25 protein-coding genes and 2 tRNA genes are annotated in these 24,876 nt (G+C 48.6%); 11 read left to right on the forward strand and 16 right to left on the reverse strand.

Translation table 11 applies throughout. The annotated features are described in order from the left end of the window. Positions 1–11: 11 nt before the first annotated feature. The 10 genes from tuf to QXU03_02715 form a co-directional block, all read right to left on the reverse strand. Entirely contained in the window at positions 12–1,328 is a 1,317-nt protein-coding gene (gene tuf, locus QXU03_02670; protein MEM2170642.1) for a translation elongation factor EF-1 subunit alpha, read from the reverse strand. Positions 1,329–1,615: 287 nt separating this feature from the next. After that, positions 1,616–2,215 carry a 30S ribosomal protein S7 gene (locus tag QXU03_02675; GenBank protein ID MEM2170643.1) on the reverse strand — a complete coding sequence of 200 codons (600 nt, stop codon included), beginning with the start codon at positions 2,213–2,215 and terminating at the stop codon, positions 1,616–1,618. 14 nt (positions 2,216–2,229) lie between these two features. Then, the gene (locus tag QXU03_02680) at positions 2,230–2,676 is read right to left on the reverse strand and encodes a 30S ribosomal protein S12 (GenBank protein ID MEM2170644.1); all 447 of its coding nucleotides are present in this window, start codon (positions 2,674–2,676) and stop codon (positions 2,230–2,232) included. A gap of 63 nt (positions 2,677–2,739) precedes the next feature. Beyond that, complete coding sequence (locus QXU03_02685) at positions 2,740–3,186, reverse strand: NusA-like transcription termination signal-binding factor (GenBank protein MEM2170645.1); 447 nt, start codon at positions 3,184–3,186, stop codon at positions 2,740–2,742. Continuing rightward, positions 3,187–3,513 (reverse strand): 50S ribosomal protein L30e, encoded by a 327-nt coding sequence (locus QXU03_02690; GenBank protein MEM2170646.1) that lies wholly within the window; start codon positions 3,511–3,513, stop codon positions 3,187–3,189. Position 3,514: 1 nt separating this feature from the next. Then, positions 3,515–4,741 carry a DNA-directed RNA polymerase subunit A'' gene (rpoA2, locus tag QXU03_02695; protein ID MEM2170647.1) on the reverse strand — a complete coding sequence of 409 codons (1,227 nt, stop codon included), beginning with the start codon at positions 4,739–4,741 and terminating at the stop codon, positions 3,515–3,517. Next, on the reverse strand, positions 4,735–7,377 hold the full coding sequence (locus QXU03_02700) for a DNA-directed RNA polymerase subunit A' (protein MEM2170648.1): 2,643 nt from the start codon (positions 7,375–7,377) through the stop codon (positions 4,735–4,737). The genes rpoA2 and QXU03_02700 overlap by 7 nt, the downstream gene beginning before the upstream one ends. 10 nt (positions 7,378–7,387) lie before the next feature. Continuing rightward, entirely contained in the window at positions 7,388–10,858 is a 3,471-nt protein-coding gene (locus QXU03_02705) for a DNA-directed RNA polymerase subunit B (GenBank protein ID MEM2170649.1), read from the reverse strand. Continuing rightward, the gene (locus tag QXU03_02710; protein MEM2170650.1) at positions 10,855–11,112 is read right to left on the reverse strand and encodes a DNA-directed RNA polymerase subunit H; all 258 of its coding nucleotides are present in this window, start codon (positions 11,110–11,112) and stop codon (positions 10,855–10,857) included. The genes QXU03_02705 and QXU03_02710 overlap by 4 nt, the downstream gene beginning before the upstream one ends. 90 nt (positions 11,113–11,202) lie before the next feature. Continuing rightward, positions 11,203–11,290 (reverse strand) — tRNA-Ala (locus QXU03_02715). A 120-nt stretch (positions 11,291–11,410) separates the two neighbouring features. On the opposite strand from QXU03_02715, the gene QXU03_02720 reads away from it, so the two are divergent. Genes QXU03_02720 through QXU03_02730 form a run of 3 tightly spaced genes read left to right on the forward strand, consistent with a single transcriptional unit; the run spans position 11,411 to position 15,159 of the window. Further along, on the forward strand, positions 11,411–12,607 hold the full coding sequence (locus tag QXU03_02720) for an orc1/cdc6 family replication initiation protein (protein ID MEM2170651.1): 1,197 nt from the start codon (positions 11,411–11,413) through the stop codon (positions 12,605–12,607). Continuing rightward, positions 12,600–13,169 (forward strand): DUF99 family protein, encoded by a 570-nt coding sequence (locus tag QXU03_02725; protein ID MEM2170652.1) that lies wholly within the window; start codon positions 12,600–12,602, stop codon positions 13,167–13,169. The genes QXU03_02720 and QXU03_02725 overlap by 8 nt, the downstream gene beginning before the upstream one ends. 49 nt (positions 13,170–13,218) lie before the next feature. Further along, on the forward strand, positions 13,219–15,159 hold the full coding sequence (locus QXU03_02730; GenBank protein ID MEM2170653.1) for a phosphoenolpyruvate carboxykinase (GTP): 1,941 nt from the start codon (positions 13,219–13,221) through the stop codon (positions 15,157–15,159). A 3-nt stretch (positions 15,160–15,162) separates the two neighbouring features. On the opposite strand, the gene QXU03_02735 is transcribed toward QXU03_02730, so the two are convergent. Then, positions 15,163–15,248, reverse strand: a tRNA-Gln gene (locus QXU03_02735). Positions 15,249–15,405: 157 nt separating this feature from the next. Between QXU03_02735 and QXU03_02740 the strand changes: the two genes are divergently transcribed. After that, positions 15,406–16,356, forward strand: a complete 951-nt coding sequence (locus tag QXU03_02740) for a transcription initiation factor IIB (protein MEM2170654.1) — start codon at positions 15,406–15,408, stop codon at positions 16,354–16,356. A gap of 50 nt (positions 16,357–16,406) precedes the next feature. On the opposite strand, the gene yciH is transcribed toward QXU03_02740, so the two are convergent. Then, positions 16,407–16,718, reverse strand: coding sequence for a stress response translation initiation inhibitor YciH (gene yciH, locus QXU03_02745; GenBank protein ID MEM2170655.1), 312 nt, complete (start codon positions 16,716–16,718; stop codon positions 16,407–16,409). 102 nt (positions 16,719–16,820) lie between these two features. On the opposite strand from yciH, the gene QXU03_02750 reads away from it, so the two are divergent. Then, positions 16,821–16,970, forward strand: coding sequence for a DNA-directed RNA polymerase subunit P (locus QXU03_02750; GenBank protein MEM2170656.1), 150 nt, complete (start codon positions 16,821–16,823; stop codon positions 16,968–16,970). Here QXU03_02750 and speB read toward each other — a convergent pair. Continuing rightward, entirely contained in the window at positions 16,963–17,862 is a 900-nt protein-coding gene (speB, locus tag QXU03_02755; protein MEM2170657.1) for an agmatinase, read from the reverse strand. The genes QXU03_02750 and speB overlap by 8 nt on opposite strands. 75 nt (positions 17,863–17,937) lie before the next feature. Between speB and glyS the strand changes: the two genes are divergently transcribed. Genes glyS through QXU03_02770 form a run of 3 tightly spaced genes read left to right on the forward strand, consistent with a single transcriptional unit; the run spans position 17,938 to position 20,484 of the window. After that, the gene (glyS, locus tag QXU03_02760; protein MEM2170658.1) at positions 17,938–19,686 is read left to right on the forward strand and encodes a glycine--tRNA ligase; all 1,749 of its coding nucleotides are present in this window, start codon (positions 17,938–17,940) and stop codon (positions 19,684–19,686) included. A gap of 40 nt (positions 19,687–19,726) precedes the next feature. Continuing rightward, positions 19,727–20,104 carry a hypothetical protein gene (locus tag QXU03_02765; GenBank protein MEM2170659.1) on the forward strand — a complete coding sequence of 126 codons (378 nt, stop codon included), beginning with the start codon at positions 19,727–19,729 and terminating at the stop codon, positions 20,102–20,104. Continuing rightward, positions 20,101–20,484: a hypothetical protein gene (locus tag QXU03_02770; GenBank protein ID MEM2170660.1), complete on the forward strand. Its 384-nt coding sequence runs from the start codon at positions 20,101–20,103 to the stop codon at positions 20,482–20,484. Before QXU03_02765 ends, QXU03_02770 begins: the two co-directional genes overlap by 4 nt. Here the strand turns inward: QXU03_02770 and QXU03_02775 are convergent. Continuing rightward, positions 20,444–22,060 carry a radical SAM protein gene (locus tag QXU03_02775; GenBank protein ID MEM2170661.1) on the reverse strand — a complete coding sequence of 539 codons (1,617 nt, stop codon included), beginning with the start codon at positions 22,058–22,060 and terminating at the stop codon, positions 20,444–20,446. The genes QXU03_02770 and QXU03_02775 overlap by 41 nt on opposite strands. Before the next feature lie 59 nt (positions 22,061–22,119). On the opposite strand from QXU03_02775, the gene QXU03_02780 reads away from it, so the two are divergent. Further along, positions 22,120–22,812: a DUF47 domain-containing protein gene (locus QXU03_02780; GenBank protein ID MEM2170662.1), complete on the forward strand. Its 693-nt coding sequence runs from the start codon at positions 22,120–22,122 to the stop codon at positions 22,810–22,812. A 2-nt stretch (positions 22,813–22,814) separates the two neighbouring features. Next, a complete protein-coding gene (gene endA, locus QXU03_02785) occupies positions 22,815–23,363 on the forward strand; it encodes a tRNA-intron lyase (protein ID MEM2170663.1) in 549 nt (182 codons plus the stop codon). A gap of 22 nt (positions 23,364–23,385) precedes the next feature. Here the strand turns inward: endA and QXU03_02790 are convergent, their stop codons facing one another. Both QXU03_02790 and QXU03_02795 read right to left on the reverse strand, forming a co-directional pair. Then, entirely contained in the window at positions 23,386–23,793 is a 408-nt protein-coding gene (locus QXU03_02790; GenBank protein MEM2170664.1) for a hypothetical protein, read from the reverse strand. Between the two features lie 112 nt (positions 23,794–23,905). After that, on the reverse strand, positions 23,906–24,508 hold the full coding sequence (locus QXU03_02795; GenBank protein MEM2170665.1) for a UbiX family flavin prenyltransferase: 603 nt from the start codon (positions 24,506–24,508) through the stop codon (positions 23,906–23,908). 83 nt (positions 24,509–24,591) lie between these two features. On the opposite strand from QXU03_02795, the gene QXU03_02800 reads away from it, so the two are divergent. Beyond that, positions 24,592–24,876 (forward strand): hypothetical protein, encoded by a 285-nt coding sequence (locus QXU03_02800; GenBank protein ID MEM2170666.1) that lies wholly within the window; start codon positions 24,592–24,594, stop codon positions 24,874–24,876.

Consider the following 24,876-nt stretch of genomic DNA (forward strand, 5'->3'; position numbering starts at 1 on the left):
ACTCTTGTTGTTTACTTCTTAATAGCTATTTGAGTAGGCTTTACCTCAATTACTTGCCCTATCCCTACTGTTTTACCCATGTCTCTCATTGCGAACCTTCCGAGTCCTGGGAACTCCGCGTATTTTTCTGCTACCAGCGGCTTTATGGGCTTGAACTTCACGATCGCGATATCTCCCTGCTTAATGAACTGGGGATTCTTCTCCAGTTCCTTACCAGTTCTCGGATCGATCTTGGCCACGATTTCCGTGATTCTGCACGCGATGCTAGCGGTGTGGATGTGAATTACCGGCGTGTATCCAACTGCTATGGCCGTGGGATGCCACACGACCATTACTCTGGCTGTGAATTCGTCAACAACCGTTGGCGGGTTCTCAAGGTGCCCGACTACATCACCGCGCTTGAGATCCTTCTTTTCTACGCCCTTTAGGTTAAAACCAATGTTGTCTCCGGGCTCCGCCTTCTCTATCTTAACGTGGTGAGTCTCGATAGACTTGACCTCGGCCGCGAGCGCTGGTGGCATTACTACTACTCTATCGCCCGTTTTCAAAACACCCGATTCTACCCTACCGACTGCGACTGTGCCTACACCTGATATCAAGTAGACGTCTTGAATTGGCAGTCTAAGGGGCTTATCTACGGGCTTTGGCGGGATTTGCAACGTGTCGAGGACTTCGACGAGGGTTGGCCCCGTGTACCACGGCATATTAGGTGATCTCTCTATCAGGTTCTCGCCAGTCCAGGCGGATATCGGTATGAAAGGTATCTTGCCCGGATCGTAGCCGATGCTCTTTAGGAACTTGCTCACGATCTCTACGATCTCCTTGTACCTCTTCTCACTGTAGGGTGGTTCCGTAGCGTCCATTTTATTAATTATCACTATTAGCTGGTTTATACCCATCGTCCTCGCTAAGATGGCGTGTTCTCTCGTCTGTCCCTCCGCGCTCATGCCAGCCTCAAACTCGCCTTTTCTTGCGCTTATGACGAGTATTGCGGCGTCAGCCTGGCTTGCACCGGTAATCATGTTCTTAACGAAGTCTCTGTGTCCCGGCGCGTCAATAATAGTGAAGAAGTACTTCTTGGTCTCGAACCTCATGTAGGATAGAGATATTGTTAAGCCTCTCTCCCTCTCTTCTTTGAGCCTGTCAAGCAACCAGGCGAACTTGAAGCTCTCTTTACCCATCTTCTTGGCCTGCTCTTCCAGCTCCCTTAGAGTCTTCTCGTCGAAGTACCCTAGACGGTACAGCAAGTTACCTACCATTGTACTTTTGCCGTGGTCTACGTGCCCTATTATTACCAGGTTCAAGTGGGGTTTCTGTACAAAGCTCATATCTTAATCCCCTGTACCTTTTTCTCGGTAGATTGTAAATTATGCTTATAAAGTTTACCCTCCAGGCAAGACTCTACATGCACAAGTAGCTTTAACCATTAACGGCACCGATGCTATGAGGTCGTTTTGGCTTTTACTGGCTTATCCCAGTTGGTTGAGGTTGAACTTAGAGCGCTATTTCGCTGTACTGCTCGGGGAACGCATTCATGTAGAGGTGTTCGCAATCGTTCTAGGCGTCTTCGAGAGCAGTGCGCACGGGGACTCTTGCGGGACGATCGAAAATAAAGCTACCTGCTACTTAAGGCTATCCTCTCTATCTCGTCCTTCCTTTGAACGGCATAGCTCTTTGGATCGTTATTCGCCGCTAGTATTATCTCCTCGGCGAGCACCTCTTCTATGGGTAGTGGATTATTAAACGCCTTTAACCTGGCACCCTCCGTGATGTGCTTTAGTGCTACATCGATGCGCCTTAACGGTGATACGTCCACCGATACGTGGTAGACTATACCACCGTACATTATCCTCGTAGTGTCCTCCCTAGGCGCTGAGTTTTCTATCGCGCGCACTAAGACCTGAAGGGGGTTTTCCCCTGTCCTGAGGTATATTATCTCGAATGCCTTTTTCACGATGTTATAGGCTAGGTGCTTCTTCCCCGTGTTCCTACCAGGCATCATGAGCTTGTTTATTAGCCTCTCCACCACGGGCACTTCTGCCTTACCGAACTTTCTGTGCTCGTGCCTACCGCCACTGTGCGGTAGACGTACTGGCTTAAAGCACAAGTATTTCTTCAAGCTGGGATCTCTAACGTCAACCCAGTTGTAGCTCCACTTCCCAAACAGCTTCACTTCTTCTATTTCCAGTTGAATGCCTGCAGCTTGCTCGCTCAACTAAGTGCACCTGCTCATCTAACGGGTTTTTGCTTTTTACCTAACCATAGGGCTTTAAGCGAAACGCCATTAACCATTACTACTTTGTACTTCACTCCCGGAATGTCACCCATAGCCCCGCCGAGCGTTCCACCAATGCCTTCTATGACGACCTCGTCGTGCTCGTCTATCATGTTTATACCGCCATCCCACGGCACGAAGGCCGTAACAACCTTACCGTTTTTTACTAATTGAACCCTAACGCATTTTCTAAGAGCAGAGTTGGGTTTACGTGACTCTACACCTACTTTCTCTAATACAATGCCGCGCGCCATGGGCGCCCCTTCTAGCGGGTCCTTGGTTAGCCCGGCCTTTCTAAGCGCTCTCCACTTGTATTCTCGTTGATACCACCTGAACTTTTTCCTCTTCTCTTTAAGCTTTCTCGCCGCGTAAAGCCCGTTGGGACCCTTCTTTCCAGGCATTTATAAGCACCTCGAACGCTTGGAGCCCGTTATTCACTATTCTAAACTATCTTAAAAACACATTTAAGCAACTATTACGGAGTCCACGCCAAAGTGTCTTTTAAGTATTAACCTTAGTTTCTGTATGTTCTTACCCCCCTTACCAATAGCTATCGCCTTGTCTGAAGGGTGCACTGCTACGTAGAGTATTCTTGTACCGTCGGGTCTCGTTACGAGCTTCATATCCGTGACTCTAGCCGGCGTGAGGGCGAGTTTCACCTGATCCTCTAACTTGTCGCTGTAACCGACTATTTCAATGTTCTTATTGAGTATCTTCCTGAGTTGCTGCACGTAAAATCCGCGCGGACCTATCGCTTTACCCACTTCGTCGGGATTTACTAGGAATATTATACGGTTGCTTTCCTCGTCAATTATGCAATCCCTTACCGTCGTGTTAGTGAACTCGCTTAGTAGGGCCATGTACCGGAACTCCTCCGGTGTAATCCTCACTTGTACTTTGTTATTATTCAATTACCGTTCACCTTTAACCATCTCTAAAATACCCGACTGACCGGGATCCACTACCGCGAGAACGGCGACGCTGTGCGGTCTTCCAATAACGCCTCCAAGCTCTACATTGGTGCCATCGAAGAATATCACTGGTATGTTACTCAACTTGGCGTAGTGCGTAACGTCGTTCTTGACCTCGGGAGGGGCGTTTACCGCGATTATAATGAGCTTTGCTTTTCCATGTAGAGCAAGCTTAGTTACCTCTCTAGAACCGTACACTACGTGACCGGTTCTCGCGGCTGTTTGAATTGCTTTGATTAGTTCCGGCTTTGATACACTTGTAGACACATCACTCACCTCCTTGCTGTTCCCTTTCTCTGAACACGTTGGGGTTCATGTAGACCTGTACAAGCCCCGTACCTACAGGAATGACCTGGCCTATTATAATATTTTCCGTCACACTAGGCAATAGGTCCTCTTCACCCATTACAGCTGCTTCTACAAGCTTTTGTACCGTTGTCTCAAAAGTGGCTCTTGCGAGAACACTCGGCTTCTCCCCAGCAATGCCCATCCTACCCACTTGCCTTACGTGACCAGTCCACGTCATCATATCGGCTAGTAACATGATGTGCCTTATGTCAACGTCTAATCCCTGATCATCGAGTGTGTTCTTGATTTCCTTGATTATAGCCGTTCTAGCAGCCTCAATGCCGAGGACTCGTTCAACCTCGTGAATACTGTTCGTGTAGACCTTTCTCCAGTTCACGCCGGGAACACGCATTACCTCCTCCAAGTTGCTTCCCTCGGCAATTATGATGTACTCGTCTCCTCTTCGCTGGATGATCGTCTTCTTTATGCCTTTAATCCCTTTAACCCTCGCTTGGAGAATCCTCGTTCTCAGCTTTTCGATCTTCACGGGATCTAAGTACTCCTCGGATAGAGCTATTTGCACCTCGAAGGGGTTTTCGTCCGATACTTTAACCTCGCCTATGTCGAGTTCGCTTAATACCCTTGTAACCTGCTCGACTGTTACACCTTTATCGGCCAGCATTTCCCTGTCCAATCTTAGTATTACAACGCCCTCTGTGTAATCTATGCTGAGCTCTTCCGTAACGTTTTCAATGAAGGTTAACTCGATTTGTCTAGCTATCTCCTTGACTTTGTCTAGGTCGTACTTCACGTGATCGTTTAAGTATATTTCCATTATCGGTGTTTCCGGGTACTTTCTAGCATCAACGATCTCTATTAAACGGGGGAGGCCTAGCGTGACGTTGTATTCCCTCACACCGGCGTAGTGGAAGACCCTTAGGGTCATCTGAGTGGAGGGCTCTCCGATGCTCTGTGCTGTTATCGTACCTACAGCTTCGCCGGGGTCTATTAAGGATTCGTGGTATTTCCTTACAACCTCCTCAATAATGCCGGCTACTACCTCGGCTGTTAATTTCCGCTTTCTCACGAGGTCTTTGAGTTTCTTGGAGAGTTCCTCGTAAAGCTGGGGTGCGAGCTCATTCTTGGCTTTTTCCAGTAAAACGTCAACATCTTCTTCTCTAAGATAAGCGGCCGCCACGGTTACCACGCCGTGTATTTTTCTAGTATTCTATCCACGTTAACAGCCTTTCCATGGTCGCTTTTCATCGGGTCGACTCCATCCTCACCGTATAGCAATTGCACAACTTCCCCAGACGCCGTTCTGACCGTTCCATCATAGAACACCTTCAAATCTTGTAGTGCATTGATTAGCCTCCTCTGCATGTAACCTGATTGACTCGTCCTAACTGCTGTATCTATTAAGCCTTCTCTGCCGGCGGCCGCGTGGAAGAATAGTTCGAGCGGGTTGAGGCCATTAACGAATCCTGATTTGATGAAGCCTCTCGCTTCCGCGCTAATATCGCCTGGTTTAAAGTGTGGTAGCATTCTGCCGCCGAACCCTCTCGTTAACCTCCTACCCCTTACCGTTTGCTGGCCGAGTAAGCCGGACATTTGTGTTAAGTTTATCGGGTTTCCACGAGCACCTGTACGGGCCATGATGACTACGGGGTTGTTCAGTAGGAAATGCTGGGTGATCACGTCTGCCACCTTATCTAGTAGCTTCTTCGAGAGCGTATCGATTATCTCGTCTTCTAAACTTTCCTCGAGCGTTTTACCCGGCCTCGGCGTTAACTTCCCCTCTCTATACTGCTTAATCAGCTCGTCTACATCTTCGAGGCCGTCCTTAATTATCAATTCGACGGACTTCCTCGCGACTTCGTTTAGCACTAGGTGGTCATAACTCATAGTGAAACCGTGCATCTCGCATACCCTAATGAACATCTTATACGTCTTGTCCATGAAGAACCGGCCAAAGTCTTCGCCGTACTCCTTAATGAGCCAGTGTACTATGCTTTCAGGTTCCTCTCTACCTATACTCGCCTTATCCAGGACCCCTTCCAGCAAGATGCCGTTTTTCACTATTACTAGAGTATCGTGCGGGCAGTCTTCATCAATGCAACGGTAGGCCGACGCACTACCTAGTTTAGAGTTCCTCCTATAATTGAAGTCCTTCGGGAGGAACAAGGATATGAGCTGCTTACCGGTCCAATACTCCCTAGGCTTTAGTATAGCTGGTTCAGGTAACGGCCCGAAGTACCCGGCAGCGGATAAAATTGTAGCTACCTTATCCTTCGTGAGGATAGTCGATTTAACCGTTAAGAGGTAAGCCCCGCTAATAAAGTCTTGTAAACCCCCTATAATCGGGCCGCCATATCTAGGCGTCAATACGTGCTTTTCTACGAGCATGAGTATCCTTGCCTCGGCTCTCGCCTCCTCGCCTTGCGGTACATGCAAGTTCATCTCATCTCCATCGAAATCAGCATTATACGGTGGGCAGACCAGCGGGTTTAATCTGAGAGTCTTGTAGGGCAGTACCCTGACCACGTGAGCCATTACCGAGATCCTGTGAAGTGATGGTTGCCTGTTAAACAGCACTATGTCTCCATCCAGTAGGTGCCTTTCAACGATAAATCCAGGCTCAAGGGATTCAGCTGCTGTCTTCCTGTCAACGTACTTGAGGCTGATCTTCCTCCCATCAGGCCTTATTACGTAGTTTGCCCCGGGCCACCTGTCAGGCCCGTTTAGTACGAATTTTCTCAAGAACTCAATGTTCCACGGGGTGACCCTCTCGGGTATTGTCAGCATCTTGGCTATTTCCTCGGGTACACCAACCTCGTTAATGCTGAGGCTCGGATCGGGGCTTATCACCGTCCTCGCTGAGAAGTCAACGCGCTTGCCTCTAAGATCTCCGCGAAACCTGCCTTCTTTACCCTTCAACCTTTGCGCTATTCCTTTAAGAACCTTGCCACTTCTATGCCTAGCAACCGGCACCCCTGAAATCTCGTTATCTATGTAAGTAGCAACATGGTACTGTAGCAACTCCCACTCCTCCTCGATAATGGCGCTCGGCGCGCCGCTCTCGACGTGCTCTCTTAGCCTATTATTAACTCTGACTATGTCTACGAGCTTGTGCGTTAGATCGTCCTCGCTTCTAATACCGGTTTCAAGCGTAATTGAAGGCCTCGCAGTCCTAGGTGGTACCGGTAGGACTGTTATCACCATCCACTCCGGCCTCGCATCTTTGGGATCTCCACCTAGAAGTAGAACATCCTCGTCCGGGATTTTTTCAAGCCTTTCACGTATTTCGCTGGGTGTTAATTTCTTTAGGCCTGTTTCCGTCTGTACATAGAAGGTATAAGGCCTGTCGAGCTTAATCTTACGAGATGGCGTGCCACAGTGCGGGCAGGACGCAGTCGATGTTGCTTTTTTCCTAATGTACTCGTGAAGCCTCTTTTTAAGGTACACTAGTCCGAGGTCGCTGAGGTCTTTTAGAAGCCTTAAGTACTCCTGCCTCTCCGCTTCAGGTATTTTAAGCCTTCCACAGACTTCGCACGTGGCTTTAAGGTACATTAGAATGTACTTTACAAACCCCACGTGTATAATTGGTTTAGCGAGCTCTATGTGACCGAAGTGGCCGGGGCAGCCGTCCCTGGTATTTCCACATACAGGGCACACCTCTCCAGGTTCGATCGCGCCCATGTGCTTGTCCATGACGCCTCCGTCTATGGGCAGGCCGTCGTTGTCGTACACGTCTGTTGTTGATATCGCGGTAACGCTCATTTTCCGTATTTCGTCGGGTGAGAGGATTCCAAATCGTATCCTCGCAATACGCGTTGTGATCATGCCGTCTAGATCACCTCTTGACGACGTCTTCTACGAACAGCCTAGGCCTGATACCCATGCTCATTAGCTCTTGTATTAGTAGCTTAAATGCATAAGTTATATCAATAGGCTTTAGCACCGTCTTGTCTTTGTGAACGGGGCACATGAACTTGCCCTTGTTCTTGTCGTAGTAACCTACGAGCCCGCACTCTTCGCAAATGTAAACCCTTGTCAAATCACTCCTCTCCCTTATAGTTTCTCTCAGTAGTATGGATGCACCGTGGCCTACGAGGCAATCAACTTCCATCTCACCCCACCGCAACCCACCAGCCCTAGAGCGTCCTTGAGTTGGTTGCCGCGTCAGGATCTGAACGGGGCCTCTGGCCCTCGCGTGTATTTTATCGCTTACCATGTGGTGTAGCTTTTGATAGTAAACGATACCAATGAATACTGGTCCTTTAAGCATCTCGCCGGTCCTACCATCGTACATTACTTCTTCACCGGTTGGAGGGTAGCCGTACCTCTTGAGCTCTATTTTTAGGTTTTCGACGCGTTCTTTGTAGAACGGCGTCGCATCCACGGGCTCCCCGCGGAGAGCTGCTACCTTGCCGGCAATGCTTTCGAGGAGTTGTCCAACGGTCATTCTGCTCGGGAATGCGTGGGGATTGATGATCAGGTCCGGCGTTACGCCGTCCTCCGTGAACGGCATATCATACTGCGGTATTAGCAACCCAACTACTCCCTTTTGTCCATGTCTAGAGGCAAATTTGTCGCCTAGTTCCGGAATTCTAGGATCTCTTACTCTCACTTTGACTAGCTTGTTGCCTTCATCATCCATGGTCAGAATTACAACGTCCACTACTCCCTTCTCACCGTGCCTTACAGCTATGCTCGTGTCCTGCCTCGTTATGCTGCCTACGGCGTATTCTTGGGCGCTGATGAATCTCGGTGGACTAACCTTGCCTACTAGCGCGTCTCCTCCTACGACCTCCGTTTCAGGCGCGATAATTCCGTCGTCGTCTAATAGCTCGTAAGCACGCGGCCCCCTATACCCTCTCGCACTAGGCGAAGGCTTCGTGATTTCGTCCTGTACGCCACCGGGGTATTTGTATTCGACTGTCGAATAAAGCCGGAAGAACGTCGATCTCGCGAGCCCCCTCTCAACGCTACTCCTATTTAGTATTACGGCGTCTTCAATGTTATATCCTGTCAGGGTGAGAACGGCCACTACGAAGTTCTGTCCAGCTGGCCTTTCATCGTAACCGATGATGCTGGCCGCCTTCGTCGTTACAATGGGCTTCTGAGGATAGTGTAGGAGGTGTCCGCGCGTATCAACTCTTTCCTGGAAGTTCGCCGTGTTTAAGCTGAGCGCTTGCTTGGCCATGGCGGCTTCGTACATGTTTCTTGGGCTTTGATTATGCTCAGCGTATGGTATTATTGAAGCCGTTATCCCGAATATCCCGGGTAACCACAATTCTAGGTGCGTATGCTCTTCAATTACCTCCTCCGGGGTTAAGGCTATATAGGCATTTTCTTCTTCATCGGGGTCTAGGTACTCTACTATGCCTGCCTTTACGAGGTCATCGAACGCTATCTCTCCTTTCTTAAGTTTCTCTACGTGCTCTTTTGTAAGCTTCGGCGCGCCACCCTCCACTACTATGAGGGGTCTTCTTATGCGCCCCGCATCAGTGTTAATCACCACTTCGTTGATGTGTTCCGTCTTAAAGTACGCGACGTTTACCTCGGAGCTAAGTCTACCTCGTCTTCTGAGGCTTCTGAGGTTTTTAGTTAGTAGTTCGCCGTCTGGGTGGTAGCCTACGAGCTTGCCGTTGAGGAATACCCTAGCCCACCCCACGTACTCGTCTCCTTTGAGCTCTCCGCGCTCTAGCCTTTCAACGACGTCGTCTAGGTAGCCTCTATGCACCTTACCCTTAATTTTCATGGTGATGACCGGCACTGTTCCGAGCTCGTAGAGCAGCTCTTCTATTTCCCTGTCATCTATACCCACGCTCACGTTCACTAGCAGTGCAAGGTTCTTCACTAAACCGATGTTCGCTCCTTCGGGCGTTTCGAAGGGGCAGATCCTGCCCCACTGCGTACCGTGAAGCTCCCTCGCCTCAAAGTGCGGTTGCCCCCTTGCTAACGGTGATACCACCCTCCTCAAGTGGCTTAGTGTACTTAGCATGTTAGTTCTATCTAGTAGCTGACTGACACCGGTTCTGCCCCCAGGCCAGTTACCGGTTGCCATTGCGTGTAGTATTCTATCCGTTATAATGCTGTGTTTAAATGCCGCTTTGATTTCGAGTTTCCTAGTCTTTGAAAGCTGTTTCTCGAGTTCTTCGCGCAGTTCCCTCGTAAATGCCACAAGTGCCGTTCTCACTAACGTTGCGAGCATGTCTCCGGCTAGTTTTAACCTCTTGTTCCTATAGTGGTCCTTGTCATCGGGCTTCCTGCGTCCTAGCATTAGTTCGATGATCCTCGCCATCATTTGACCTATGAACACTGCTTTGAGGATTCTCGTTTCTCTAGTAGAATCGATTCCTATATGTGGCAACAACCTCTCATCTAATAGCCTACGGGCCCTTTCAATCCTCTCTTCGCGCGGTCTCCCCACAGCAAACCTCGATCCAACGTAATCTAGGGCTTCTTCGACTATTCTTCTCCTGTACTCCTCCACGTAAGCCTTGATCTCCTCTTCTGAAAGGTTTGGTGGGATTTCCAGTCTAGGTAGGATCTGCTCTGCCTGAAGAATTGATGGTAGTACGTAATTGTGATATGAAGGGTCGGGACTTACGGCATAGAGCACTTCCCTTGTGTCAAGCCCGAGAGCTATCATTAGTATGACTGCCGGTATCTTGTGTCCTTGAAAGTTAGCGTAGAATATGCCGTCCTTCCTGCGGTCTACTATTAACTGGGCTCTCCTACCTTTAGCCGCGCTGACGACCTTGGCGGTGTGGGTTATGCCGGCACCTTCCTGCCCATAGTCTACTAGGATAGTATTGCTTGCAAGGTCTTCCTGGGCGACCAGTACGCGCTCGCTACCGTTAATTATGAAGTAACCCCCTGGATCTCGCGGATCCTCACCGTATTCTACGAGCTCCTCCGGGCTCGCCTTACTCAGCGGGTCTATTTCCGATTTGAGCATAACGGGCAAGTCCATGAGCTTTAAGTTCATTTCCCTGTAAATACCGTCTCCTTCTACTCTAATAGTAACGTAAACGGGCGCCATGTATGTCAGGTTCCTTATTCTGCACTCCAGCGGGGTTTTATAACTTGCCGTGCCGTCAATATCTATCCACTGCGGTCTATCTATTCTCGGTTTTTCGATATATATTTTAATGGACTCGGTTATGGGTATCACTCTGAATTCTCCAATAATTGCTGGAAGTATTTCCCGCGTAAACCTGTTGTAACTATCTAAATGCTGCCTGACTAAGCCCTTTTCTTCGAGATACCTCTTCGCCACGATCCAAAGGTCTTCATGCGACAGTTGAACCTTCAAGACTTCCTAGTCACCTCTACAACTACGTACCTATAGGCAGCCGACACACCGGCAGTAGGGCTTTTTCTTATAACTCTTATTATATCTCCTGGTCTAGCACCTATAGCCTTTACAACGGGGTCATCCGCTGAAATCCAAGGTAGCTGCCACGGCTCAATACCTAGTTTCTTCAAAATCTTCATGGCCTCCTCAGGCGGCACTATTTCGTGCTTCGGGACTAGTTCGTGTTCAAGGATGTTTACCTCTTCGTCCATATCTATCAACTTCCGAAGCATTTTAGCCTCTTATTATCTCCAAGGTTACAGGGGCTTTTATAAAGTTAGTTAGTGGAGTACGGAATGAAGTGGACCGGCCGGGATTTGAACCCGGGACCTCCCGGATTTTGGTGTAATATTGCCAACCGGGCGCTCTTCCAGGCTGAGCTACCGGCCCACCCGTTAATTTAAACGGTACTTTTAAGTTTAAAAGTATTTTTGTGTTGCTCCTTATAATTTAAGTGGTTGGTAGTGTGACGTTTCTCACAGGGCTCAGTTTACATTTAGGGGTGTCACAGTGGTTAACCTAAATAGCTTGGACATAATAGAGGAGGTTATAAGGAAACGGGGATTGGTGTCTCGGGTATTTGCGAACAGGGAAGTTTTGCATCCAGATTACATACCTGAAACACTACCTCACCGGGAAAGGGAGATCACGAAGTTGGCAGAGATAATGATCGTTTCCGCTAAGGGCGAAAGGCCAAGTAATGTGTTCTTATACGGGTTTACGGGCACGGGCAAGACGGTGGTAGCTAAGTACGTGGTCAAACGGCTAGTTGAAAAGGCATCGGTACTGGGCGTGAGGATCGATCACGTGTACGTAAACACGAGAAAAGTCGACACCGCCTACAAGGTTTTAGCTACAATAGCGTCTAGTCTCGGCCTCAGGGTACCGTATACAGGGCTAGCCCTTAGCGAGGTGTACAGGAAATACATTAATGCCCTAGACAGCTGGGGCGGGCTCCACATAGTAATACTCGATGAAATAGACTATTTCGTTAAGCGTAACGGCGACGACGTGCTCTATAAGCTGCTTAGAATAAACGAGGACTTGGCAAAGGCCAAGGTCTCTATAGTCGGTATAACAAACAACTTGTACTTCGTAGAAAACCTAGATCCCCGTGTTAGGTCCAGTCTAGGGGAAGAGGAGATAGTGTTCCCGCCCTATACGGCGGACCAGCTTTTCACTATACTCAAGCAGCGTGCTGAAAAGGCATTTCACTCGGAGGTAATAGATGATAGTGTAATATCGTATTGCGCTGCGCTAGCCGCTAGAGAGCACGGTGATGCGAGAAGAGCGCTGGACTTGTTGAGAGTAGCCGGAGAGGTAGCGGAAAGGGAGAACGTCAACAAGGTTACGGTAGAGCATGTTAAGAAGGCGTTACTCGAAATCGAGGAAGGGCGAATATATCAAAGCATAGTTGCCCTCCCCCTGCAACAAAAACTCGTTCTAAAGATCATCGTGGATCTGGTCATGAAAAAACGCTTCACAACTACCGGAGAAGTCTACACCGTGTACGTTGAAGAAGCCAAGAAGCAGGGCCTAGAACCCCTTTCCATGAGGAGCATCAGTTATATAATTTCACAGCTAGATATGATGGGCATCATCGTTGCGGAAGTTAAGAGCCTCGGTAGACACGGCCTTACCAAGGTCATAAGAGTAAAGGACGAAGTAATAAAGGCAGTGAACGAGGCATTAAAGCACTTTGTTTAAACGCACAGTAGAAGCATACGACGATGGTTTTTTCCCCGTGCGCTATAAGGGTGGCAGGGGAGTAACTTACATCGTAGGAGTAGAGGTTAGCGAGCAAATAGATGTTAGAAGAATTGCCTGGTCCATGGTAAGGGTAGACCTAAACACCACTGAGCACGCGATAACGGCGATTTCAAGGAACTTGAAGGGGTCATTAATACTACTTGACGGAGTAACCTACGCGGGTTTTGACGTAGTAGATCCGGCCAGGTTATCAAACTCTACGGGTAAAGGTGTCGTCGTCATTCAAACACACCCGTTGAACCTGCCGAGAATACGTTCGGCTCTTCAAAAGCACTTCGCGGACTGGTATGAGAGATACAGAGTCATCGAGGACGTGTACAAGAACATGATCTACGTGGAGACGCCTTGGAGGACGATCAAAATACATGTCCAGGGTGTGGGCGTGTACGAGGCGATCTGCACGGTGAAAAGACTGTGTCTGTACAGTCCAGTACCGGAACCCCTAAGAATAGCGGATAAGGTGTCCTCGGCGTTATCGCGCTTGCTCTTAAGGGCCTAGATCCTCTTTGAAACGCTAAATAACTCATAATAACCTCATTGGTTAAAGTATGTACGCGCGGGGAGGCTCCATGCCGCTGGAAAACACCAGAATCCTAGAAGAAGGTGGGAATGGAAGAGATGAAATCGTTCGGAGGCTCTCCAAGTACACGGATAGCTCTAATTTAGAGAAGATATCTAAGATAAAGAATACAGAGTTATTGAAATGGATACTCGACGTAGCGGAACTGACGACGCCCGCCAAGATATTCGTTATCACCGGTTCTCGCGAAGATCTCGATTACATTAGGAAGAAAGCCATTGAGAACAGGGAGGAGGTGCCCTCAAGGTACAATCCGCTTCACACCGTGCACTTCGACGGGCCCAAGGACTTGGCCCGAGATAGAGAGAACACTAGGATCCTCGTTCCCCCGGGAGTGACCATTCCCATGATCAACACGAAAGAGCGGGGGGAGGCCTTAACCGAAGTGACGGAGCTCTTCAGGGGGATCATGAAGGGTAAGGAGATGTACGTTGGGCTTTACTGCTTCGGCCCCAGGGACTCCTTATTCACGCTCTATGGTGTGCAAGTGACCGACTCGGCGTATGTTGTCCACAGTAGTAACATACTGTACCGGGTATGCTATGATGTCTTTACGAGTAGAGAAGACCTACGCTACATGAGGTTCCTACACAGTGCAGGTGAAAGGGACGAGAATGGCTGGTCCCTCAATATACACAAAAGGAGAATATACATAGACCTCGACGACAGGGTTGTCTACAGCGTGAACACGCAGTATGCTGGTAACACCGTTGGCTTGAAGAAACTCTCGCTAAGAATATGCGTAGACATGGGTTACAAAGAAGGCTGGCTTTGTGAGCACATGTTTATAGTTGGTGTTAAGGGACCTGGCGGCAGAATTTCGTATTTCACAGGTGCATTTCCAGCTGGTTGTGGTAAGACGGCAACGGCGTTAATAGCGGACACGGTAGTAGGTGACGACTTAGCTATAATCAGGAACGTCGACGGCTTAGCGAGAGCTGTTAACCCGGAGGTGGGGATGTTCGGTATAATAGATGGTGTAAACCCGAGCGATGACCCGGAGATCTACGAGATACTGACCCGGAAGGACACCGAGGTCATCTTCGCGAACGTTCTGCTTACAGAAGAGGGAGAAGTGTGGTGGAATGGAAAAGCATCCCCTCCTAAACCGGGTATAAACTACGCCGGTAATTGGTGGCCTGGAAAAAAAGATGAAAGAGGCGCGGAGTTACCGCCATCTCATCCAAATGGTAGGTTTACAACCAGTATCTTCTACCTGGAGAAAGTAGATCCGAGGATAAACGACCCGATGGGGGTGCCCGTGAAGGGGATGATCTTCGGGGGGCGAGACCCTGACACATGGGTCCCGGTTGAGGAGTCGTTTGACTGGGATCACGGCGTAGTCACGAAGGGGGCATCGCTAGAATCCGAGAGGACCGCTGCCGTGCTCGGACAGGTCGGCAAAATGGAATTCAACCCGTTTGCAATACTAGACTTCCTACCACTGTCACCCGGGGCATTCGTAGAGCTACACTTCAAATTCGGTGAAAAACTAATAGAAAGACCTAGAGTCTTCGGAGTAAACTACTTCCTGAGAGATAAGCACGGGAGGTACCTAACAGAAAAAGTCGATAAAAGGGTCTGGCTCAAGTGGATGGAGTTAAGGGTTAACGGTGATGTAGATGCCATCGAAACGCCTACAGGCTATATTCCACTATATGAAGACCTGGTAAAACTGTTCGAAAAGGAGCTCGGTAAGGAATTCGGCGAAGGACTTTACCAGAAACTATTCACGGTGAGGGTAAGTAAACACTTAGAGAAAATTGAACGAATATGGAGAACATACGAAAGCGTAGCCGATACGCCGCGGAAATTCTACGAAATAATGTTGTGGCAGAAGCGGAGGCTTGAGAGTGCGAGGTACAGGTACGGCGATGAAATCAGCCCCTTCGTGCTAGACAAGAGGTAAGAATAGCCGGGCGGGGATTCGAACCCCGGTCACGGGGTTTCTTCTACTCGGCCAAAGCCCCGCATCCTTGGCCGCTAGACGACCCGGCTACCTGTACCTCTATCTCCTAGTTGTAGGAAGGCTTATTAACCTTTCGTGAAATTAGATATTTAAGGTTTTTAACAGTTCTTCATTAATTGATTTTTAAGCCTTGCGTTAAGTTTATAAGGGGCTAATGCACCCTTAGTGAATGCCCTGGGTGTTTTTATGGTTACCGAAGAAGATAACTTAGAAACTCCTGGGAGTGAACGATCTCCGCAAAAAAATAGAGCGCAATGTCCTCCCGACAAGATTGTCTACGACGTGGCCAGGGCCGAGTATATATGCCTTGAAACAGGCGAGGTTATCGAAGATAGGGTAATAGACGACCGCGCAGAGTGGCGCGCATTCACACCTGAGGAACGGGAGAGAAGGGCCAGGACTGGAGGGCCCATTACGCCGACCGTACACGACATGGGATTCACCACAACCATAGATTACTCAGATAGGGACGCTGCAGGGCACGCTCTTGTAAACAAGAAGTATCAACTGTACAAGTTACGGAGATGGCAGGCTAGAACTAGAATACTTACCAGCGTTGAAAGGAATTTAGCTCAAGCGATGAACGAGCTTGACAGGCTCGCCGATCTACTAAACCTACCGTCTTACATTAGGGAAGAGGCGGCGAAGATATACAGAGAGGCAGTTGAAAAAGGCCTAGTTAGAGGTAGAAGCATCGAAAGCGTAATTGCCGCGGCAGTTTACTTAGCCTGCAGGATGAGAAAGCTCCCGAGAACGCTTGATGAAATCGAAGAATACTCGCGCGTTAGTAGAAAGGAGATCGCCAGGTGCTACAGGCTACTGCTAAGGGAGCTAAGCATTAAAGTGACGACGAGCGATCCAGCCGACTTCGTGCCGAGGATCGCTCATGCCCTTGGACTGTCGGGAGCAGTCGTGAGAACAGCCATTGAAATACTATACAAGGCGAGAGAAGCCGGCATACTAGGCGGTAAGGACCCCGTAGGGCTGGCTGCCGCTGCCGTCTATCTAGCATGCGAGAGGCTGGGTGAAGAGAGGTCTCAGAAGGAAATAGCAAACGTCGCAGGGGTAACAGAGGTTACCGTGAGGAATAGATGTAGAGAACTCATGAAGGTCCTAAGCGTTGAGGTAGAGGAGTAGCGGAGTTTCGTGGAAAAACAGCTAAGAATATCTAAACTGTTCTGATCGTCCTAGCTCATTATTAAAATGTTTTCTGGCGGCATGCCTAGCTCTTCTACCAATAACTGCTTTACCCGCTGCCTTTGATCTCCTTGAAGCTCTATTCTACCCCCCTCCTCCCTAAACGTACCACCGGTAGCTAGTTTAGACTTGAAAAACCTCGCAAGCTGTTTTAACAGCTCCTTGTCCGTCGGAAACCCATCTACTACCGTTACCGCTTTCCCGAACTTTCTAGTATCAAGCCTTATTTTTATTAGTGGTTGTTCCACTAGTAGCCTTTCGCAGATCTCGGAGGGTAACCCACCACACTCTAAGCCAGACATGTTTTTGCGCATCACCGAGCTCTACCTAATAGTTTACGCGTCAAGACTTAAAAACCTACCTTCCACATGTTAGACCAGGATATAGTGTACTTGGTGATTACCATGGTCAAATACAAGTGCGGTAGGTGTGGTTACGTGTTTGACCTCGAGGAGATGGTTAGAACGTATGGTAGACAGGTGAGGTGCCCTAAGTGCACTTACGAAATCGTATACAAGGTTGCTCGAACGTACAGAATCGTGAAGGCTATTTGATTCTCGAGACCTCTCTCCCTTTTAAATAGAGCCCGGAGGCCTCTATTACGATCTTGGCAGCTAAAATGCTAGTCACGTCTCCAACATCAACGAGCGGGTTCAACTCCACGATGTCTAGTGCTACAACCTCGCTGGATTTTTCAAATATCTTCTTCAGTACACGCATAAATTCAAAGTGATTTAGCCCGAAGGGCTCCGGATTAGAGACCCCTGGAGCTATTGAAGGATCAAACACATCCATATCAATGCTTATGTAGACTTTGTTGAGGTCGTTTAAATCCACTTCCCCTTTAAGCGCTTCAAGAACGCCGATGACCTTTACGTCCTTACCCGATATGTACTCGAGCTCTTCCTTGCTGTAAGCTCTTGAACCTATGTGAACCACCTTCGTACCATCTTCAACGAGTTTTCTCAGAAATGTTGCGTGGTTTAGTGTTGAACCAAGGTACTCGTTTCGCGCATCTAGATGTGCATCGAACACCACGAGGGTATCTATGTTGTTTTTCAGAGCGCGAACCACCGAGTACGTTAATAGATGCTCGCCCCCAAGCACGACCATTAACCCTGCGTGTTCCTTTACAATACTCTTAGTTACAAACTCGATTCTGTCCAGCGCTATACCGACGTCTCCCGGTGGTAAAACCAAGTCGCCGTAATCTTTAAAACCGGTGTCTTCTATTACGGTGCCCGCCGCTAGGCTGTAAAGCTCTATGTTACATGCAGCATCGCGTATTTTCTGAGGCGCGTATCTTGAACCAGGCCTATAAGTGCTACTCACGTCTAGCGGTATTCCTAGAACCGCTATAGGTGACTCCTCATTTTCTAAGCATGCAAAGGTGTAACTCAGAAGTAGCGTTTTCCACGCCATTTTATTCCTCACGCTTCTGGGCATTTAGTACATATATCAACCAACTAGTTATTTAACTCTAGGCAGCGTGGCTACCCACGTTAAGTAAGGTGATGAGGCTTGGTCAACGGCGACCTTTACGACAAATTAGTAGAAATAGCGAAAAGGAGAGGGGTATTTTGGTCATCGTTTGAGATATACGGCGGTGTAGCGGGATTCTACGATTTCGGGCCCGTGGGGGTACTGATCAAGAGGAACATAGCGAGCTTGTGGTTAAGGCTGTTCGTGTACTCCAAAGAAAACGTTATTGAGGTGGAAACACCGGTAATAAACCCTAGGATAGTGTTCAAAGCCAGCGGCCACGAGGAACACTTCACGGACCCCGTACTTGAGTGTTCGAGGTGCAAACGGGTCTACCGAGCCGATCACCTGATAAGAGATCTCCTGGGATTAAATGTAGAGGGGTGGAGCATCGATGAGATGAATAGGGTTATCGAAGAGCACAACTTAAAGTGCCCTGATTGCGGAGGGGAGTTTAACCCCGTGTTCAACGCATTGCTTCTCTTTACAACGCAAATAGGCCCGTATAGAGGCGAGCTAGCTTACTTAAGGCCAGAGCACGCGCAGGGGATGTTCATAAACTTTCCACACATCCTCAGAATATCGAGGAACAGGCTACCGTTGGGAATAGCGCAGATCGGTAAAGTCGCCAGGAATGAGATCTCTCCACGGCAGGGCCTACTTAGGTTGAGGGAGTTTACAATCATGGAAGTCGAGTTCTTTTTCGACCCCGAGGAAGCCGAGAGAGAAGTCGCTGAAGTGCTAGACGAAGTTAGAGACGAGAAGCTGAGAGTGGTAACGGCTGAAATGAGGCTCCGTGGCGTTGAAGAGCCAGAAGAGTATAGCGTGGAAGAGTCTATCAGCAAGAAGATCGTGAAGACGCCGTGGCTAGCTTACTGGATGGGAATTGGAAACAAACTCGTTAAGAGCCTCGGCATACCCCACGACAAGGTCAGGTTCGTGGAGAAGCTTTTACACGAAAGAGCTCACTACTCGGCTCAAACGTTTGATCAGGAGGTGTATACGAGCCGGTTTGGCTGGATCGAGGTCGCAGGGTATGCCTATAGAACTACTTACGACCTCGAAAAGCACGCCGAGTATAGTAAAGGAGATTTCACGTACTTCAAAAAGTATGAAAAACCCGTAACACTCAGGGTAGAAAAGGCCGTTCCAAATCCTGAATCCATTGAGAGGGTCGCTGGTAAGGACAGGTTTGCGGAGGTAATGAGGTTCTTAGTGGAGCGCAAACCGGAAGACCTGTACATGGAATTAAAGAGCATGGGGTACATAGAAGTGGGCGGGGTTAAATTAACCCCTGACTGCTTCTTTACAAAGACGGAAGAAGTTAAGGTTCACGGTAAGAAAATATACCCGCACGTCGCCGAGCCATCCTTCGGGCTCGAGAGGCTACTCTACGTTGTGCTAGAATACTCGTACACCGAGAGGGATGGGAAAGTCGTCTTGAAGTTACCACCGTATATTGCACCTTACCATGCGGCAGTATTCCCGCTACTCGCGGGCAAGAAACATGAGCACTTGAAAATGGTTGAAGTCGCCAAGAAGGTCTACAAAGACCTCATCGCACGAGGCTTCAGGGTGTTATATGACGAAGAAGGCAGCATTGGTAGGAGGTACGCTAGAGCAGACGAGATAGGGATACCTTATGCAATAACAGTGGACTACCAGACGCTTGAAGACAGCACTGTCACTATCAGGGATAGGGATACAACACAGCAAATACGTATAGGTATAGATGAAGTTGCAAGCTACTTACTAAAGGCCCTCGGTCCCGGCGTACTCGTATATTAGCCTGGCGAGCAAAACTATACTCGAGGCCGGTGAAAACCACATGTCTTTAGAGAGGCCGGAGGCGCCTGAACACCAGGAAAAAGCAAAAGTAGACTTATCAAAACTACTTGCAATAATTCCACCCGCTACGGAACTTAAAGGAGAGAAGAAGGCTATCCGAGAAAAGCGCGTTAGAATACGATTTGATAGAAGCTTGGATAAGCCCATTGCGAGGATACCGGTGCACGTGGCGAACGATATAGGTGTGAAGAGCGGAGACCTAGTAGAGATAGTCGTTGCAGGCAAACGAAAGGCGATCCTCACCGCCGAGGTCGTAGAGTCGCGTGAAACATCCATTACCGTGTACCCTGCGGATTTGGAGAAACAGGGCGTGGCTGACAACAGCATAGTTACCATTAGGAGGAAGGAACCCCAATGAGCCTTTACAATGCGCTAACGTCGCTTAGAAGGCTGGTGGGCAGTTGCGAAGAGGCTATAAGTGAGGGGAAATTAGCCCTATCTACAGGCGACGCCGATTTAGCATCGAAGTTCGTGAGCTCAGCGAGGGTAATAGCGGTTCAGGCGCCATCCATATTGACCGAGGCGAAGAATCTTATCGAAAAACACGACAAAGAAGACAAGCTCGTGAAGTACATTAGTGTATACTATAGGACGCTAGTCCTTGTCAGCGTGCCCTACATCATCCTGATCTTGAAAGATCTTGCCGATCTCCTGAGCAAACGCGGACACGTGGATAAGGTTAACGAGGTGCAGAACATCATTGAGAAATTCGAGGTCGCTCTGGACACTCTAAAATAGAGATGAGAATGCCGCGTACAAATCTACTATTCACGCTGACCACCTTTACGAGGCCCTTGCAACCACTTACACGTCTCTTCATGGTTTTCTTGACAAACACGACGGGACCGTGCTTAACTGGGTAACCGTAAGTGCGTTTTCCTTCTTCGAGGAGGAACACTTCGATCCCCTTACCTATGAGGTCCCTTTTCGCGATCATGTTATACCTATCCACGAGTCTTTTTAGTCGAGTGATGTACTCCCTATGGCTCTTACTGTCCGGTAGCAGCTCCTCGAACGCTGTTGCCGGTAGGTTAACGTACTTGTAGAGCGTAATTTTTTCAACGGGAATTTTCCCTAGCCTTTCAACGGCTTTTAGTGTTTCTAAGTAGACTTCTCTCGTCGCGGCGGGCAATGCATACATTAAATATATGTAGGGCCTTAACCCATGATCCTTTAAGATCTTAGAGGCCTTAATTACGTGTTCTACCGTGATCGGCTTTCCCAGTACCCTTTCATTAAACCAGTCGCACCCAGTTTCAAGACCGATGTGGATGGTTGTCCCTTTCAAGTATCTACCCAGGATCTTACCTACGTCCTCGTTAACCAAGCAAGCTTTAATGTTCTCAATCATGATCGCTATTTTACCCCCTTTGACTTCTTCAAGTGACGCAAGTTCATTCAGCAGTTTCTCAATGGCATCTACGTTTGCCGGGGGGTAGCAGGGGTTTGTAAGAGGCCCTTTAACTAGCTCATCTCTACCATAGTCTAAGAAGTCGGGCGCGCTTAAAACTATTCTTCGTGCACCATGACTTACCAGGTCCGAAACCTCTTTAATTATAGATCGCGGCTCCCTGCTTCGCGGAGGGCCAAACATGTAAGGTACACCGCAAAAACCACATCCCGGTAAGATGCCGGCAGGGCATTCAAGCCTCTCCTCGAGAACTTGACTTTTACACCTTAAGCACTCAACACAACTCGTTCTCGGTAGCCTGATCATGGGTCGCTGGAAATTGCTGCACCCCCTTACAACTTCAACGTAAAATCTGTATATTTGGGGGTGTTCAAATGCCTGATCTACACGTGTCCAAGGCCTTATGCTGGAAAGAACTTCTTTAGGTGTATGGACGTGTCTTGATGTGAGTTTTACTAGTCCACCCGGCCCTCTATACGCTAGAGCAGGAATAGAGTCCAGTGAGCCGTGCTCACCCCTTGAGATGCGTAAGAGGAGCTCTCTGAGCGGTATTTCAGCCTCTCCTACTACAACAACATCTACCGTACCTTCTCTAAGTAGCTTAGCGTACTCGAAGCTTATTGGCCCTCCCGCAATGATGTAACCCTTAAAGTTCCGGTTACGTAATTTGGTAACTATCTTGCAGAGGGCAATAAAGTCGCTACTCATGGCCGAGATCATTACTATGTCTGCCCTAAGTAGCTCTGAGGTTCTTCCCGTAGCCTTTTCATAGGGATAAAAACTCACTTCTCCAAACTCTTCTGAGATTCCGGCCACGATGCGGGGCCCGGATCCCACAACATCGAAGGTAGCGTACCTTTCCCCCTGGGCCCGTGCAAGGGCATCTATAACTGCGATTTGCACCGCTATTCTAACCCCCTACTTAGATATTCCTTAAAAGCCTCTTAGCTGATTATTCTAGAGTGAGCATTACAATGGGATTGAGGATGTTCGAGGAGAGAGGGGAATCACTGGTTGAGATGACGGCGGTCGAGCAGCTCATTAACATGTGCAGAATCGTAAGAGACGAGCTTGAAATACTTGGTAACATGTTGAAAAACTATAACGAGCAGTCTGAGGCATCCATGGAGAAAATATATGAAAAGGTTAGAAGCGTCAAGAACCGCGGCGAAGACGCCGTAATGCTAGTCATGGAGTACCTGGTCAAGAGTAGTGAGGTGATGCTATACTCCTCGAGCTACATAAACATGATCAGGGGGCTCGACAAAATAGTTCAGCAAATAGATGGAGTTGCTTACCGAATACTACTAGCACATGAAAGTAAGGTCTTGCTGGATAAAGGAGTGCTGGAGACATTCATGAAGATGATAGAACTCGAAAGACAGCAACTAGGTGCAATTGAGAACGCGGTTTCAAGGATAAGACTTTCACCGAAGAAGGTGATGGAAGAGGTGAACGTGGTCTTCAAGATCGAAGAGGAGATAGACACGATGTTCAGGAAGAGCTTATTTGATATATACACAAGGTATTCGGGCTACATAACGGCACTCTTAATATTGAAAGACATATTCGAGCACCTGGAGGACATAAGCGACTTCCTCAAGAACGTTGGTGAGGAAATACGCTACTTGGCACTAGCAAGGTCAGCGAGGTAGGCGTGGAGCTGAGAGGTTGTTATGGATTCCTACTCGGTAATAGAGTAGTAGTATTTGACTATAAGTGCGCAAACGACACGTACTGGACCGGGTATTACGGAACCTTTCTTGGCGTAAATAAACCGAGAAACAAGGATATAAAGGCCCCCCTCGAACTCTCAATAATTGAAGCGACTTACTTGGTTGAGAAGGGCTTACTGAACGTCATTGAAAACGGGCACCTGCTAAACCGCGAGGAGCTGCTCGAAACCGGAAGACGCCGTGTAAATAAGTTCGATGCTTTGTATAAAGTATACTGCGACTTAAAGTCTCGCGGCTTCATAGTGAGAAGGGGGCTCAAGTTCGGTTGCGACTACCTTGTATACCGTTACGGGCCTGGAATAGATCACGCGCCTTTCGGGGTCTTGGTTTACAACCATAACGAAGATATCGACCCAATAGAGCTTGTGAGGTCTGGCAGGTTGTTACACTCTGTTAGAAAGAAACTTTTAATAGCAACGGTGAGCAGTGATAGAGTAAAGTACTTCGTGCTTTCTTGGTGGAAGCCGTAAAGGTGAAGCGAGTTAGCGCGTTTTAATAGCGCTTAAAGTCGCTCACGTCGTATTCCTCGAACTGCATCATCTGCTTAAAGAGTTCTTCGTCTGATACTCTACCCACTTTCTTCTCCAGTGCCTTGGCGCACCTGTTATCTGGCAGTAAGCTGTTAACCTTGCAGGACGAGTACTGGCATTCGCCGCCGATGCACTCGCCTCCTGTGAGTCTACATTGAGCGGTCTTGACAATTCTACCCTTAAATGGCTTGTTCGCAACAAACAACGCGTTTCTACCGCACATGAAGAGCGGGCATAGAGGATTACATTTTTCCCCTATTGGCTGTGGCGTAACCTTCTGCTCACCTACATAATGTGACGGTTGCGGTGTGGGTTTTCGTGGTATTTGCGTGTAGGAGCGGCCCTTAGAGTCGCCTACGGGGTTTTTCATTAATAAGCACCTACAGCGCAATTGCGTGTTCCAGGTGTATTTTTGCCCTCATACCTTTATATTTTTATACCCTTCAACTAACCACGCATCCTAACTGTAAGCCGGAATGTAGCTACGTTGACGCCCACCTGTCGTACAAGCTATGAGCGATACCGAGCACGTCTAGAATTTTACCGGTGATGAAGTCTAGGATGTCTTCGATGCCCTTAGGTCGAGGATACATGGCTATCGTAGCTGGGAGTATTATGGCACCTGCACGCGAGAGTCTATACAAGTTCCTCAAGTCTATTGGAGAAAGCGGGGTCTCCCTGACAACGACCACGAGTTTCCCCCCTAAACGGAGAATGCTACCTGCCGCCCTTGTAACGAGGTTGTCCTGGATCCCATTAGCTATCTTTCCCGTAGTATTGAGGGATGCCGGTACTATGACCATGTCTGAGTGTACAAGGCGACTCGAGCTCGCTATAGGGGCTTCTAGGTCGTTTTCGAAGTACACAGCATCAACGTCTAGTGATCGCAAGTAGTGCTGCAGGTCTACGCTCTCCTCTATTCTCGCAACCTTCATCGCTCCTTCCGTGTAGGTAGCATATATGCACTCATAGTAACTCTTTAGGATGCTGACGTGCTTTAGGAACCATAGTCCAAGGGCTATGCCGCTTGCCCCCGTTAACGCTGTTATTAAAGAACGTTTGCAGTCAACCCTGCGCGGGCTCATCACCTTTCAGGCCTTTAGAGCTCTATCACCACAAATTATAAGGTCTTACCGAGCAATAAATAGGTTGCACGAGGTGCAAGTTGTTGTTTCCAAGGGGGGTAAACGCGAAGGTGTTGAACGGTCTCGTTCACGAGCTTCGAATGCGCGGTCTGTGGGCCGAGAGACACTCGTACAGTATCAGGATAGCGTATAACGGGTTATTCGTCGCCAGCCTGCACTTGTACCCAGGCTTTAATGAAGCTGTTCTGCGGCTTTATGGTCGTAGTGACGTCAACCGCCACGTGCAGAAGGAAGTGGAGGCGCTGATCAGGAAGTACTTCCCAGACTACGTACTCAGAGCGGTGGTTCTCAGACAGACGTTAGGCTAG

The sequence above is a fragment of the Desulfurococcaceae archaeon genome (genome assembly GCA_038845865.1).
Taxonomy (GTDB): domain Archaea; phylum Thermoproteota; class Thermoprotei_A; order Sulfolobales; family Desulfurococcaceae; genus UBA285.

Excerpts from the sequence above, each read along its gene's own strand:
- QXU03_02730 (MEM2170653.1), top strand. The coding sequence starts at position 13,219 with ATGTACGCGCGGGGAGGCTCCATGCCGCTGGAAAACACCAGAATCCTA.
- QXU03_02680 (MEM2170644.1), bottom strand. The coding sequence starts at position 2,676 with ATGCCTGGAAAGAAGGGTCCCAACGGGCTTTACGCGGCGAGAAAGCTT.
- speB (MEM2170657.1), bottom strand. The coding sequence starts at position 17,862 with ATGCCCAGAAGCGTGAGGAATAAAATGGCGTGGAAAACGCTACTTCTG.
- QXU03_02740 (MEM2170654.1), top strand. The coding sequence starts at position 15,406 with ATGGTTACCGAAGAAGATAACTTAGAAACTCCTGGGAGTGAACGATCT.
- QXU03_02770 (MEM2170660.1), top strand. The coding sequence starts at position 20,101 with ATGAGCCTTTACAATGCGCTAACGTCGCTTAGAAGGCTGGTGGGCAGT.
- QXU03_02790 (MEM2170664.1), bottom strand. The coding sequence starts at position 23,793 with ATGAAAAACCCCGTAGGCGACTCTAAGGGCCGCTCCTACACGCAAATA.
- QXU03_02765 (MEM2170659.1), top strand. The coding sequence starts at position 19,727 with ATGTCTTTAGAGAGGCCGGAGGCGCCTGAACACCAGGAAAAAGCAAAA.
- yciH (MEM2170655.1), bottom strand. The coding sequence starts at position 16,718 with ATGTCTGGCTTAGAGTGTGGTGGGTTACCCTCCGAGATCTGCGAAAGG.
- QXU03_02795 (MEM2170665.1), bottom strand. The coding sequence starts at position 24,508 with ATGAGCCCGCGCAGGGTTGACTGCAAACGTTCTTTAATAACAGCGTTA.
- tuf (MEM2170642.1), bottom strand. The coding sequence starts at position 1,328 with ATGAGCTTTGTACAGAAACCCCACTTGAACCTGGTAATAATAGGGCAC.
- QXU03_02700 (MEM2170648.1), bottom strand. The coding sequence starts at position 7,377 with ATGATCACAACGCGTATTGCGAGGATACGATTTGGAATCCTCTCACCC.
- QXU03_02750 (MEM2170656.1), top strand. The coding sequence starts at position 16,821 with ATGGTCAAATACAAGTGCGGTAGGTGTGGTTACGTGTTTGACCTCGAG.
- QXU03_02710 (MEM2170650.1), bottom strand. The coding sequence starts at position 11,112 with ATGGACGAAGAGGTAAACATCCTTGAACACGAACTAGTCCCGAAGCAC.